12 protein-coding genes are annotated in these 11,656 nt (G+C 74.0%); 4 read left to right on the top strand and 8 right to left on the bottom strand.

Features of this window, described 5'->3' with window-relative positions:
• The 4 genes from ACZ3YL_RS15050 to ACZ3YL_RS15035 form a co-directional block, all read right to left on the bottom strand.
• Positions 1–659 (bottom strand): AraC-like ligand-binding domain-containing protein (locus tag ACZ3YL_RS15050; protein WP_465657590.1); only part of this gene is annotated, 659 nt, incomplete at its 3' end.
• A 46-nt stretch (positions 660–705) separates the two neighbouring features.
• Positions 706–1,683 (bottom strand): hypothetical protein, encoded by a 978-nt coding sequence (locus ACZ3YL_RS15045; RefSeq protein WP_465657588.1) that lies wholly within the window; start codon positions 1,681–1,683, stop codon positions 706–708.
• 118 nt (positions 1,684–1,801) lie between these two features.
• Complete coding sequence (locus ACZ3YL_RS15040; RefSeq protein WP_223241936.1) at positions 1,802–2,632, bottom strand: polysaccharide deacetylase family protein; 831 nt, start codon at positions 2,630–2,632, stop codon at positions 1,802–1,804.
• 478 nt (positions 2,633–3,110) lie between these two features.
• The gene (locus ACZ3YL_RS15035) at positions 3,111–3,407 is read right to left on the bottom strand and encodes a hypothetical protein (RefSeq protein WP_465657586.1); all 297 of its coding nucleotides are present in this window, start codon (positions 3,405–3,407) and stop codon (positions 3,111–3,113) included.
• A gap of 90 nt (positions 3,408–3,497) precedes the next feature.
• On the opposite strand from ACZ3YL_RS15035, the gene ACZ3YL_RS15030 reads away from it, so the two are divergent.
• Positions 3,498–3,932 carry a GNAT family N-acetyltransferase gene (locus ACZ3YL_RS15030; protein WP_188303588.1) on the top strand — a complete coding sequence of 145 codons (435 nt, stop codon included), beginning with the start codon at positions 3,498–3,500 and terminating at the stop codon, positions 3,930–3,932.
• Between the two features lie 84 nt (positions 3,933–4,016).
• On the top strand, positions 4,017–4,703 hold the full coding sequence (locus tag ACZ3YL_RS15025) for a phosphatase PAP2 family protein (protein WP_188303589.1): 687 nt from the start codon (positions 4,017–4,019) through the stop codon (positions 4,701–4,703).
• 110 nt (positions 4,704–4,813) lie between these two features.
• Here the strand turns inward: ACZ3YL_RS15025 and ACZ3YL_RS15020 are convergent, their stop codons facing one another.
• The 3 genes from ACZ3YL_RS15020 to ACZ3YL_RS15010 form a co-directional block, all read right to left on the bottom strand.
• Positions 4,814–6,760, bottom strand: coding sequence for a DUF8189 domain-containing protein (locus ACZ3YL_RS15020; RefSeq protein ID WP_465657583.1), 1,947 nt, complete (start codon positions 6,758–6,760; stop codon positions 4,814–4,816).
• A 127-nt stretch (positions 6,761–6,887) separates the two neighbouring features.
• A complete protein-coding gene (locus ACZ3YL_RS15015) occupies positions 6,888–8,213 on the bottom strand; it encodes an MFS transporter (RefSeq protein WP_465657581.1) in 1,326 nt (441 codons plus the stop codon).
• A 26-nt stretch (positions 8,214–8,239) separates the two neighbouring features.
• A complete protein-coding gene (locus ACZ3YL_RS15010; protein WP_188303591.1) occupies positions 8,240–8,839 on the bottom strand; it encodes an ArsR/SmtB family transcription factor in 600 nt (199 codons plus the stop codon).
• A 122-nt stretch (positions 8,840–8,961) separates the two neighbouring features.
• On the opposite strand from ACZ3YL_RS15010, the gene ACZ3YL_RS15005 reads away from it, so the two are divergent.
• Positions 8,962–9,555 carry a SigE family RNA polymerase sigma factor gene (locus ACZ3YL_RS15005; protein ID WP_188303592.1) on the top strand — a complete coding sequence of 198 codons (594 nt, stop codon included), beginning with the start codon at positions 8,962–8,964 and terminating at the stop codon, positions 9,553–9,555.
• The gene (locus ACZ3YL_RS15000; RefSeq protein WP_465657578.1) at positions 9,545–10,789 is read left to right on the top strand and encodes a hypothetical protein; all 1,245 of its coding nucleotides are present in this window, start codon (positions 9,545–9,547) and stop codon (positions 10,787–10,789) included. Before ACZ3YL_RS15005 ends, ACZ3YL_RS15000 begins: the two co-directional genes overlap by 11 nt.
• A gap of 97 nt (positions 10,790–10,886) precedes the next feature.
• Here the strand turns inward: ACZ3YL_RS15000 and ACZ3YL_RS14995 are convergent, their stop codons facing one another.
• Positions 10,887–11,081: a hypothetical protein gene (locus ACZ3YL_RS14995; RefSeq protein WP_465657576.1), complete on the bottom strand. Its 195-nt coding sequence runs from the start codon at positions 11,079–11,081 to the stop codon at positions 10,887–10,889.
• Between the last annotated feature and the right edge of the window lie 575 nt (positions 11,082–11,656).

Below are 11,656 nucleotides of genomic sequence, written 5' to 3'. Positions count from 1 at the left end.
TCGTCCGGCAGCTCGGTCTCGGCGTCCAGCTCCCCGGCCACCCAGGCGGCCACCAGGTCGACCGCGACCGCGCCCAGCCGGTCCGCCGCGGCCGGCCCCAGGGCGGCGGCCTGCCGGTCCAGCCCGACCAGGAACTGCGCCAACAGCGCCGCCGAACCCTCCTGGGCGGAGAACGCCCGGCCCAGCAGGTTCCGCAGCCGGTGCGGCGGCAGCGGCAGCAGCGACACCGGGAAGTCGATGCCCACACCGGAGGTCCGGGGTTCCGTCCCCGAAGCGGCCGGGCTGCCGAAGGCCCGCAGGTCGTACGGGTGCGAGCTGTCGACCAGGTGCAGGTCCCCCGGTCGGAGCGTCTCCGTCCGGCCTTCCCCCCGGGTCAGCGCCATGCTGCCCTGCTGTAGGAAGGACAGGTGGTAGACGCCCTCGTCCGATCGCCGCACCATGCGCTCCGTCCGCCGGAACCGCACCGGCGGGAACGACGTCCCGAGCAGGACCACCCGCCCCAGCTCGGACCGCCTCAGCTCCGCGCGGAAGTCATCGGCGTGGGCGCTGGTCGCGTCACACGCCCTGGTCCGCTCCAGCAGCTCCCGCCAGCAGTCGAACCGCTCCCGCGCGGGCACCTCCTCGCCGCGGAACACGGCGGTTCCCATCTCTTCGGTCATTCTCGGCCCCTTCAGGCTCCTCCCCCATCGTCGACGAACCGTCTGCTCACCCCGCCGGACGGGGCTCCGGACCGTCGTCGGTCTCGGTCCGGTCGGGCGAGGCCTTGTCGGGCCAGGCCTTGTCGGGCGGGGTCGTGCCGAGCGGGGCCTTGTCGAGCGAGGTCGTGCCGAACGGGGCCTTGTCGAACGGGGCCTGGTCGACCGACACCGCCGGCTCCACGGCCGCTGCCGCCTCGTCCACCGCCGGGTCGGCCTGCTCGATCCGGCTCAGCAGCCGGGCGACGGCGTCGGTGCGCTCGCGCAGCGCCACGACGTGCTCCGCCCGGTCGGGCTCCGCCACCGTCTCGGCGGGCCGCACCGGGATGCCACGGCGTCGGGCGGTCGCGATCAGGCTCTCGCCGGCCTGGCCGACGATGACCAGCGTGGCGGCGGCGAAGCAGCCCGCGTCCAGGGTGCGCGGCCGGCCGAGCAGACCGCGGTGGACGATCTGGGCCGGTACGGTCAGCTCGTCCAACCGCTGGTCGACCGAACCGCGTTCGAGCGCCGCGAGGACGACGGTGGCCAGCGCCTCCCCCGCCTTGGTGACGGCCCACTTGCGGCCGGGCACGGGCGGGAGGAACTCGCGGATCCGGTCCACGTCCTGCTCCAGGGCACTGGTCGTCAGCACCTCGAAGGCGTTGCGGGTGCGGATCTCGACGACCTTGTCCCACTCGACCTCCTCACCGTCGAACCCGGCCCGCGCCGGCCCGAGGTGCACCGCGCCGTAGCCGTCGAGCAGCCCGAGCAGCTTGTGCGCCACGGCCGGTGTCCGGGGGTGACGGCCGATCAGCGTGCCCAGCGACAGCTTCCACGGCTCGGCGACCGGAACCGCCGGCGGCGCGACCGAGCCCAGCGCCGCCAGCGCCCACCGCCCACCCGCCGCGGACCGCCCGCCCCGCAGCACCGCCTGCCGCCCGGCCTCACCCAGCTCGGCCGCCGCCCCCACCAGCCGCCCCAGACCGCCCGCCCACTCGACCCTGCCCACCCGCCCGACCTCTCCTCGCCTCGGGGAACCCACAGGTCGGACATGGTACGACCGCCTCCCCGAGCGGCGCCCGGCGCCTCCCCCCCCCGCCGGTTCAGGGTCCGCTCGGGGGCGAGGGTCAGGAGGTGGTGCGGACCGGGAAGCCGGTGGGACGGCCCTGGGCCTTCAGCCAGCCGAGCACCTGACCGAGGGCGTCGACGGTCTGCTGGCGGTCGCCGCCGCCGTCGTGGAACAGGACGGTCGGACCGTTCGGGATCTCCTTCTTGACCGTCTCGACGATGGCGGCCGTGCCGGGCTTCTCGAAGTCCTTCGAGTCGACGTTCCAGCCGAGCGGACGCATCCCGTTCGCGGCGGCGATCCGCCGGCTGTCCGGGGTGAACGAGCCGCCGGGCGCCCGGTAGTACTGCACGACGCCGGGACTGCCCGCCGCCTCCTCGATCATCTTCTTGGCGTCCAGGATCTCCTTCTCCTGGTAGGCGACGGGCTTCTTGTCCATCGTGGTGTCATGGTGCACGCTGTGGTCGCAGAGCCGGTGACCGGCCGCCAGCACCTCCTTCACCAGCTCGGGGTGGGCCTTGGCCTGCGGCCCGATCATGCAGAACGTCGCCTTCACCCCGTACCGCTTCAGCACGTCCAGGACCTTCGGCGTCCAGACCGGGTCGGGGCCGTCGTCGATGGTGATGTTCACGGCGTTGCCACCGGCCTCGGAGGCGTGGGCGATGCCCTCCGGCACACCCCCCTGCTGTGCGGCGCCGCCACCGGAGCCCTGGGAGCCGTCGTGGTTGTCGGTGGCCGGCTCCTGCTCGTGCGCGGCGCTCTGCTGGGACGCGGGAAACGACCCGGTGACCGGCGGAACCGCCCAGGCGGTCACCGCCACCACGACGACCCCGGCGGCCACCGCCACCCGCGAACGGCCGCCCAGCTTCCCCATGCGCTTCTTGACGTCCATCTACCGTCACTCCCCCGATTGCACCTGCGTGTTCTCCGAGGTCCATGACGTGAATCGAACACGACGGGTTCCCTCCGTTTTACGCGCGTTACCGGGACCCGGGTTCACGCGCGTTACCAGGGCCCCGGGACGAACAGTCGACGGCCCCGGTCGGAAAGGCACCGCCGCGCAACTCCCGACCCGCGCGAACCAGCACGGCGGGCCCGGTCCGCACCTCCGCGCACCGGGCCCGTGGAACGTCCTCTCAGGCCTTCCGGAAGGTTCGCCTCGGCGGCCTTCTTCGCCGCGCGGGGCTTCTCCTCCGCCGCCGCTCCGGTGTCATCCTCGGGCGGTCACCGGGCATCCCGTGGTCCTCGGGGCGCACCAGTGCGCGCCGGGCCCGCAGGAACTCGCTCAGCCGGTTCGTGTGCATGGCCACCACCGTAGGGGCAGGCGGCGGAAGGAAGGTGGCCGTGTCACCCCCACCCGGCCGGGCCGGTCAACGGTGGTGCTGGAGGTCGACCGGGTTGTCACCGTCGTTCGGCGGGAGGGTGGAGGCGGTGGGGGTGGTCGGGGTCCTCAGGGTCCTCAGGGGGCTCGGGGTGGCCGGGAGGCTCGGGGCCGTGGCGGTGGCCGTGGGCGCCTGGGTCGGGGCCGTGCCGGGGGTGGTAGGCGCCTGGGTCGGGGCCGTGCTGGGGGTGGTAGGCGCCGCCGGGGTGCTTCCGCCGGAGGCGCAGGCGCCGGTGGTGAGGGCGAGCAGCAGGGCGGCTGCCGGGAGGGCGGTGCGTCGGTTCACGGGCGGGTGCCTCCGGTCTCGTGTGGTCCGGCCTTGGACGTCCGCCTCGCCGGGCCGGTTCCGTTGCGCCCACCCAGTAGGATGTAATGCATGCAGAGCACCAGTGACCCTTACGAGCTTCGCCCGGGCCTCCCCACCGTCGAGGTCTTCCGCCGTCTGCGCACCGATGCGGGCCTCTCCGACCGGGCGCCGGAGGCCGTCGCGATCGGCCTGCCCAACAGCTGGTACGGGGTGGTCCTGCACCACGAGGGCGAGCCGATCGGCATGGGCCGGATCATCGGCGACGGCGGCACGGCGTTCCAGATCGTCGACATCTGCGTGCACCCGGCGCACCAGGGGCGCGGACTCGGCAAGCGCATCATGGCAGCGCTCACCGAGGAGTTGGACCGCCGGGCACCCGCGACCGCGTACGTCTCGCTGATCGCGGACGGGCCCGCGCGCCTGCTGTACGAGCGGTTCGGCTTCACGGACGTCGCCCACCATGACTCGATCGGCATGTTCCGGCCGACGGCCGGTCGACCGTGACGTGGCGCGGCTGAGTACCGTCGGGCGCCGCGAGACCCGAGCATGGGGGCCACACCCCGCTTCCGAGGAAGGGCGCCCGACCCGATGAACCACCCGAGCCCGCAGTTCGCCCACCCGACGGCCCATCGGCGCCGGTGGCCGGCGGTGGCCGCCGTCGCGCTGCTGCTGTTCGCGGCCCTGGCGGCGCTGCTCGCCCACCACGGCTGGGCGCCGTACGGCTTCGAGCGGGACGCCAACGACTGGAGCGCGGCCCACCGGCCCCCCGCCGCCCGGGCGGTGGCCGTGGTGGTCACCTCGCTCGGCAACGCCGTGGTGCCCTACCTGCTCGCGCTGGCCGCCGGGGCCGTCGCCGTCCGGGCCCTGCCCGTGCCGCGGCCGTCCCGCCGGGCCGTGCTGCTGTTCTTCGCGCCGGTGCTGTGGCTGATCGCCGGCCAACTGGTGCGGCTGGGGCTGATGCAGGTGTTCGCGCGGCCCCGGCCGCCGCGGATGAACTGGGCGACCGACGCGTCCGGCTTCTCGTTCCCGTCCGGGCACTCGTTCACCTCGGCGGTGTGCGCCGGTCTGCTCGCCCTGGCCATCGCCCGCGCCCGTCCGGGGGCCGCCCGGGCTGCCGTCGTGGGCGCCGTCGTGTTCGCGGTCGCGGTCGGTCTCAGCCGGATCTACCTCGGGGTGCACTGGCCGCTGGACGTCCTCGGCGGCTGGCTGCTGGCCGTCGGGTGGCTCGCCCTCGGCACGGCGGTGGCGCCGCTGTCCGGCCGGCCCGGTTCCTGACCGGGCCGGATGCCCCGACCGATCCTCCGCCGCGCAGCCGCGGTTCGTTGACCGTGGACCCGGCTCCCGCTCCCGCGACCGGGCACGGGGGGCGGGAGCCGGAGGGGCGATCAGAGCGGCAGGTCCTGCCAGTCGCCGAAGGTGGTGGCCGAGGTGCCCGCGCGGTAGCGGACACGGCCGTCCGCGCCGATGGCGAAGACGTGGAGGACGCCGCCGCCGTCGACGATCGCGGTCGGGTAGTCCAGCACGGTGCCGCCGAGGTCCTGCCAGGCGCCGTAGCCGGAGTTGGGGGCATTCTGGGCGGTGCTGCTCACGCCGCCGCCGCGGTTGCGCTCGAACAGGACGACCCGCCCGCCGAGGGTCGCCGCGGCCGGCTCGCCCACTCCGCCGTGCCCGCCGAGCGGGGCCGGGGACTGGCTCCACGAACCGCCGGGGCTGGTCTGGTAGCTGACCAGCATCGCGCCGCTGCCGGCCTCGCGGTAGGCGAGTTCGATCCGGCCGTCCTGGTCCAGCGCGGCCTTGGGCGGGCTGGCCGGGCGGGCGCCGGGGATCGGACCGGGGCCGCCGAAGCTGCCGTTCGGGGCGCTCTGCCACCAGCCGAGGACCCCGGTGCGGGTGCCGGCGAAGACCTCGATCGCGCCGACGCCGTTGCGGATCGCGGTGACCGGGTCCTGGAGGTCGGTGCCGCCGAGGTCCGCCCAGGTGGTGGTCCACACCCCGCCCGGGGTGGTCTGCCGGATGCTGCTGAGGCCGCCGCCGCCGTTCTTGACGAACAGCTCCAGGTGCCCGTCCTGGGCGCTCGCGACCACGGGCACGCCGACCTGGTCCTCGTTGCCGAGCCCGGTGTTGGGGTTGCCGTGGTCGGCCCAGCCGTTCCACCACCAGCCGTTGGGGACGCCCTGCGGCAGCGAGATGATGTGGTGGTCGGTCAGGCGGCGGGCGAAGACCTCCAGCCGGCCGTCCGCGTTGGTGCCGACGGCGATGCCCGGTGCCAGCCGCCCGCCCGGGTCGGCCATCCGCACCGGGCCGCCCCAACTGCCGTCCGAGTTGCGCCAGTAGGTGTACGGGGCGCCGGCCCGGACGACGAAGACCTGCGGCCGGCCGTCCTGGTTCAGCCCGGCCCAGGAGGTGCCGCGCGACCAGCGGTAGTACATCCGGGAGAACCAGGCCTCGGAGTAGTTCCCCGAGTGGTCGTGGCCGGCGTACTCGGAGACGACCACGCCCTTGGCGCCGGCCGTCGCCGGGTCGAGGTTCACCGGGGAGTCGCCGATGTTGTAGTCCCGGTAGTTCACCTGGATCAGCGGGCCGCCGTACAACAGGGCGGCCCGGCCGGCGAACGTGGCGGCGGCGACGTGGTCCGAGTGGTCGCCCGAGTAGCGGCTGTCCGGGAGTTCGTCCTGGGCGCGGAGCACCGTCGGCCGGTACGTCACCATCAACTGCCGCAGCACCTCGACGACATCCGCCGCCGTGTAGGTCGAAGGCCCGGGCAGCGGGCTGCCGACCGGGACGACGGTAGTGTCGCTGCCGCCGGCCAGCACGCCCCCGAGCCCGGCGTCGTGCAGGTTGAGGAAGATCAGGTGCACCGGCCGGCCCTTGAGGACGTACCGCTCCACCTGCTTGCCGGCGACCGTCCAGGCCTCGGCCGTCCAGTGTCCGACCTCGTCGGTGGCTGGGTCGGTATCGCCGACGCCCGTCATCCGGGAGTACGCGTTGACCGCGCCCATCTGCCGGTTCCAGGTGCGCAGCGGCTCACCGGCGGCGTCCCAGCAGACCGTTGCGCACGGGTCGCCGGTCGCGTTCCCGGCGGTGACGAACACCGTGACGGACGGCGTGCCGTCGGCGAGCGCGTTGGACAGGTCCGGATTCATGAACAGGATGTCGTCGTCCTCGTGCGCGACGACCTGCATGAACAGCGGCCCGGAGTCGGCCGCCAGGGCCGCCCCCGGGGCCGCACCCGTGGCGGCTACCGCGCGGGTCGCGGCCCCCTTGGCCAGGACGGGCGCGGCGAGGGCGGTGAGTGCGACGGAGGTGAGGAGTTGCCGTCGTCCGATGGCCATGTGATTCCCCCCAATTCAAGATCGGCATGTCATCACGCCAGCAGGAGATTAACGTATTGTCAGACGCTCATCACCGTTTACGGCATTACCTGAATACACGTGGCCGAAAACGTCAATTGACTGACGCTCAGGCCATTTCATCCACCCCCCGCCCGTCGATCCCGTTCCGGGACGAACCCTTTTCCCCGCCGGACTTCCCACCGACGGCGAACGACTGATCACCCGCACCCAGGGAGCGGATCCGCGGCACCGGCGAGGACAGCAGCCAGAACAGCGACAACGCACCCCCGACTGCGGCCGTGATCAGCGTGGCCCTGAGCCCGAAGTCGGTGGCGAGCACACCGCCGACGACGGCACCGATCGGACGCACGCCGTAGTTCACGGTGCTGTAGGCACCGGCCACCCGGCTGCGCAACCCGTCCGGGATCACCTCGGCCTGCAGGGAGTTGAGGTTGACGTCGAAGAGCATCACCCCGATTCCGGACAGGAACTCGGAAAGCCCCAGGGCGCCCGCCCGGGCCCAGACCGGACCGCCCGCCATGGCCGCCACGGCGATGGGGGCCGGGAAGAGCACGGCACCCACCACGATGCTGCGCCCCACGCCGATCCGTCGCGAGACCCTCGGGGCGATCACCGCACCCGCCAGGGCTCCGGTCGATCCGATGCCGAAGGCCAGCCCGATCGTTCCTGCGGAGAGGCCCAACTCCTGGTCCGCGAACAGGACGAGCAGGCCGGTGCCCGAGACGAAGGTGAAGAAGTTGACGGTCGCCGCGCAGCCGAGGGTCGCCCGCAGCACGCGGTGACGGACCACGAAGACCAGCCCCTCCCGGGCCCGCTGCCACAGCGGGGGCCCAGCCGGCCCGCCGGGCGGTTCGTCGACCCGGATCGGCCCCAGCAGAGCGGCCGAGACCAGGAAGGACAGTGCGTCGGCGAGCACGGCGACGGGCGCGGTCAGGGCCTGGACGAGGGCGCCGCCCACGGCCGGCCCGAGGACGAAGGAGGCGGACCGGCTGGCGCCGAGCTTGCTGTTCGCGTCGACGTAGGACGAGCGCGGCACGAGGTGGGCGAAGAACGGCGGATAGGCGGTGTTGAACAGCACCGCCGCGGTGCCGGTCAGCAGCGCCACGGCGTACAGCTGGGGAAGCGTCACCGTGCCCAGCAGGTAGACGGCGGGCAGGGTGAGCAGCACGCCCGCACGCAGCAGATCGGCGAGGATCATCAGTCGGCGCTTGTGGGTGCGTTGGTCGACCCAGGCGCCCAGGACGACGGCGAGCAGGTTCGGGGCCCAGGCGAGCGCGGTCAGCCAGGCCACCTGGCCGGCCGAGGCGTGCAGCGCCGCCACGGCGATCAGGGGTAACGCCAGCTCGGATATCCGGTCGCCGACCTGCGACACCGACTGCCCGGCCCAGAACCGGACGAAGCGCCGATCTCGCCACAGGGAGGTCGAAGGCATCGCGTCCTGGGGGGAGTTCACCGAGTTCACTCCGGGTCACCCGCCCGCCGCTCGGGGGCCTCCGGCAGGACGTAGCGCAGCACCCGCACGCCACGGCTGTCGCTCGGGCGCTCGGCCCGGTCGCGCGTCACATAGGGCTCCAGGATGCTCTGGATCCCGTCCTCGATCGCCGCGAGTTCCTCGGGGGAGACCACCATCCAGGTGTCGGCCAGCCCGGCGGCCCCGCGCCAGACCTCGTCCAGCTCGGGCTCGGTCTCGGCCATCCACCGGTACGGCAGGTCGGCGGAGCGGGCGAACATCTCCCGGGTCAGCACCCGCGAGGCGGACCGGCCCGCCTCGCCCTCCCCTGCCCCGAACCGGAAGCCCTTGGCCACGGCCTCCCAGCGCCGCTCCCGACGGTCCGCCGCGGCCTCGGCGTCGCGGACCAGCCCGAAGCCGGCCAGGTGGCGCAGGTGCCAGCTGGTCACGGACGGGGTGGCACCGACGTCCGGCGACAGCTGGGTGGCCGTCGCCGGTCCGTGCCGTTGCAACCGCTCCAGAATCGCCAGCCGCACCGGGTGTGCCAGCGCTCGCATGGCCTTGGGGTCGGTGATCTCGATGTCGCCGAGGCGATTCCCGTGCTCCATAGCGTGAGAGTGTCCTCTCATACTATGTGAGAGTCAACTCTCACGCCTGGAGTGGAAGATGGCCGTACTCCCCCCACCGATCGGACTGTCACATGAACCCGGGCCCACCGCGTTACCTAGGCATGGATCAAGAATCGAGTGCGGGCGCCCAGGGCGAGCCGCCCTGGCCGGAGTTCCCGGCCTTCGTCGCCTCCCGCGCCAGGCATCTGCTGCGGACGGCGTTCCTGCTCACCGGTGGTGACGCCCACCTCGCCGAGGACCTCGTGCAGGAGGCGCTGGGCCGGATCTACGTCAAGTGGCGGAAGGTATCCCGGCTGGAGAACCCCAGCGGCTACGCCCAGACCGTGCTGGTCAACACCTTCCTGTCGTACCGGCGCAAGCGCAGCGCCTCCGAGCGCGTCACCGACGAGTTCCCCGAGGTCGGCGTGCACGACCCGGACCCGGCTCTGCGGCTGACCCTGCTGCGCGCCCTCGCCGAACTCCCCGCGCCCGACCGCGCCGTGCTGGTGCTGCGGTTCTGGGAGGACCGCAGTGTCGAGGAGACGGCCGCCGCCCTGCGGCTGAGCGGCACCGCCGTCCGCACCCGCTGCCGCCGGGCCCTCGCCCGGCTGCGCACCGTGCTGGGCGACGACCTCGCCGCGGCGCTCGGCGATTCGACCGGCACGTACGAACCCGACCCCTCCCCGCAGAAGGCGGTGCTGCGCCATGCCCAGTGACGACGAGTTCGCGGACGCGTTCGCCGACGACTTCGCCCGCGCCCTGCGCGGGGCCGCCGAGCTGGCGCCCGAGCCGGTGCAGCACACCCTGGCCGTCCGGGCCGAGCAGCACGGTCGCCGGTGGCGCCGCCGTCGGCGCACCGCCGTCGCGAGCGCGCTGGTGGTGCTGGTGCTGGCCGGGGGCGGTCTCGCGGCCGCCCGACCGGGCGCGTTCGACCTGGTGGGCCCGGCCGGCCCGGCGGCGCCGAGCCGGCCGACGATGTCCGGGCAGGAGTTGGTGGCGCTGTTCACCGGCCTGCTGCCGAAGGGCACGGTGAAGGAACTCAACAGCGGCCCGCCGCAGAAGGTGGACAAGCACCGGACCGGCGCGATCCTGTTGTTCGACGACGGGGCGGGGGCGAGCATCGTCGAGTTCTCCGCGGAGCGGACCAACCTGGCGCCCGAGGCGGCCGCGGTCTGCATGGACGGTTTCCAGACGCCGCAGGACTCCTGCGACCGGACGGTCCGACCGGACGGCTCCGTGCTGGTGATCGACAAGCTGCGGAGCAGCCACACCCAGGGCGGCCGCGAATGGCGGGTCACTTGGGCTGCCCCGGACGGCCGCCGGGTCGGGTTCACCGAGTACAACGGGCAGCCGGCCATCGCCAACCGGCCGAACCCGCCGGTCTCCGACGACACCCAGCTGACCGCCCTGGTCACCTCCCCGGTCTGGGACGAGGTCTTCGCCGCCCTCGCCCCGGTCGAGGGGGCGCCGAAGCCGGGCCGCTCCTCGGCTCCCGAGCCGGCGGCCACCGGCCCGTCGAACGCGGAGCTGCTCACCAAGCTCGTCCCGCTGCTGCCCGCCGGGGCGAAGGTCGAGGGCCAGGACCCCGGGCACGCCGCGCTCACCGTCACCTTCGAGGGCCGCACCAGCATGCTGACGGTCGCGGTCGACCCGCCGTCCCAGCGCGGCCGGGACGAACTGGCGGGCATGGACCGCAACCTCCCGACCCCGCTGGAGGTCCGGGAGAAGCGGCCGGACGGCACGCTGGTCGTCACCAACCGCTTCGGCAACGGCAAGGGCGCGACCAATCCGGTGCTGCACTGGCTGGGCTCCGTGTCCTACCCGGACGGCAGCCAGGTGCGGATCAACGAGTGGAACGGCCCGAACGCCTACACCTTCCAGCCCGGCGATCCGGCGCTCGACGTGGACCGGCTGAAGGCCCTCGCCACCGCCCCGGTCTGGCACCCCTGACGGCCGAAGGCCCGTCCCCGAGGCCGGTTTCCAAGGCCCGTCCCCGAGGCCGGTTCCCCAGGCCCGTCCCCGAGCCCGGGGACGGGCCGCCGGCCCACTACCGCCGCACCGCGCCGCAGCCCACCGGGGCGTCCGGCGCCCGGTCCGCGCGGCGGGCGTCGAAGTCGGCGAGCCAGCGCGGCGCGTCGCCCGCCGAGGCGTCCCAGCTCGTACCCAGTCCGACGGCGTCCTCCAGGGCGTGGTGCAGGCCCGAGGCCTCCAGCGGGCCGGCCGGTTCGGCGCTCCCGCCCACCAGGGCGACCCGGCCGCGGACCGGCCCGACGGGGCGGCCCGGTCCGGGACCGTCCAGGCCCGCCAGTCGCGGCCCATGGTCAGCACGTTGCGGGCGGCGTAACCGATCTCCGGGAAGGCCGCGAGGAGGTGCTCCAGGTCCACCCGGGCGCCGTCGAGGTCCGCGCCGACGTGGTGGTGCCTGGTCGCGGAGAGGCTCAGGTACCGGGAGTCGGGCAGCGGGTAGTGCGCCACGTGCCATTCGGGGCCCACCCAGCAGGTGGCCGCGCCGTCCTGCCAGCGGCCGGCCACCAGCTCCATCGGGATGACGGTGTGGTAGACGGCGGGCCGTGACCGCAGGGCGCGGCCGGGCCAGCGCGCGTCGTGGTGGACGACGGAGCGGGCGGCGCCCGAGAGGATCAGGGCGTCGCCGGTGACGCTGCGCCCGTCGGCGAGGGTGGCCACCACCGATTCGCCGTGCTCCGTGTAGCCGACCACCCGGCTGTCGGCGCACAGGCGGACGTCGTCCAGCTCCCAGCAGGCCTCCAGCAGCGGCTCGTACACGTCCAGCCGGTGGGCGGTCGCGTGGGCCGCCCG

This window comes from Kitasatospora sp. NPDC023176 (assembly GCF_055560495.1).
Note: the sequence above shows the minus strand (reverse complement) of the source record. Positions and strands in the feature narration are given on the sequence as shown.

Coding starts and splice junctions, on each gene's coding strand:
- ACZ3YL_RS15040 (WP_223241936.1), bottom strand. CDS start 2,632: ATGGACGTCAAGAAGCGCATGGGGAAGCTGGGCGGCCGTTCGCGGGTG.
- ACZ3YL_RS15030 (WP_188303588.1), top strand. CDS start 3,498: ATGCAGAGCACCAGTGACCCTTACGAGCTTCGCCCGGGCCTCCCCACC.
- ACZ3YL_RS15025 (WP_188303589.1), top strand. CDS start 4,017: ATGAACCACCCGAGCCCGCAGTTCGCCCACCCGACGGCCCATCGGCGC.
- ACZ3YL_RS15020 (WP_465657583.1), bottom strand. CDS start 6,760: ATGGCCATCGGACGACGGCAACTCCTCACCTCCGTCGCACTCACCGCC.
- ACZ3YL_RS15015 (WP_465657581.1), bottom strand. CDS start 8,213: ATGCCTTCGACCTCCCTGTGGCGAGATCGGCGCTTCGTCCGGTTCTGG.
- ACZ3YL_RS15010 (WP_188303591.1), bottom strand. CDS start 8,839: ATGGAGCACGGGAATCGCCTCGGCGACATCGAGATCACCGACCCCAAG.
- ACZ3YL_RS15005 (WP_188303592.1), top strand. CDS start 8,962: ATGGATCAAGAATCGAGTGCGGGCGCCCAGGGCGAGCCGCCCTGGCCG.
- ACZ3YL_RS15000 (WP_465657578.1), top strand. CDS start 9,545: ATGCCCAGTGACGACGAGTTCGCGGACGCGTTCGCCGACGACTTCGCC.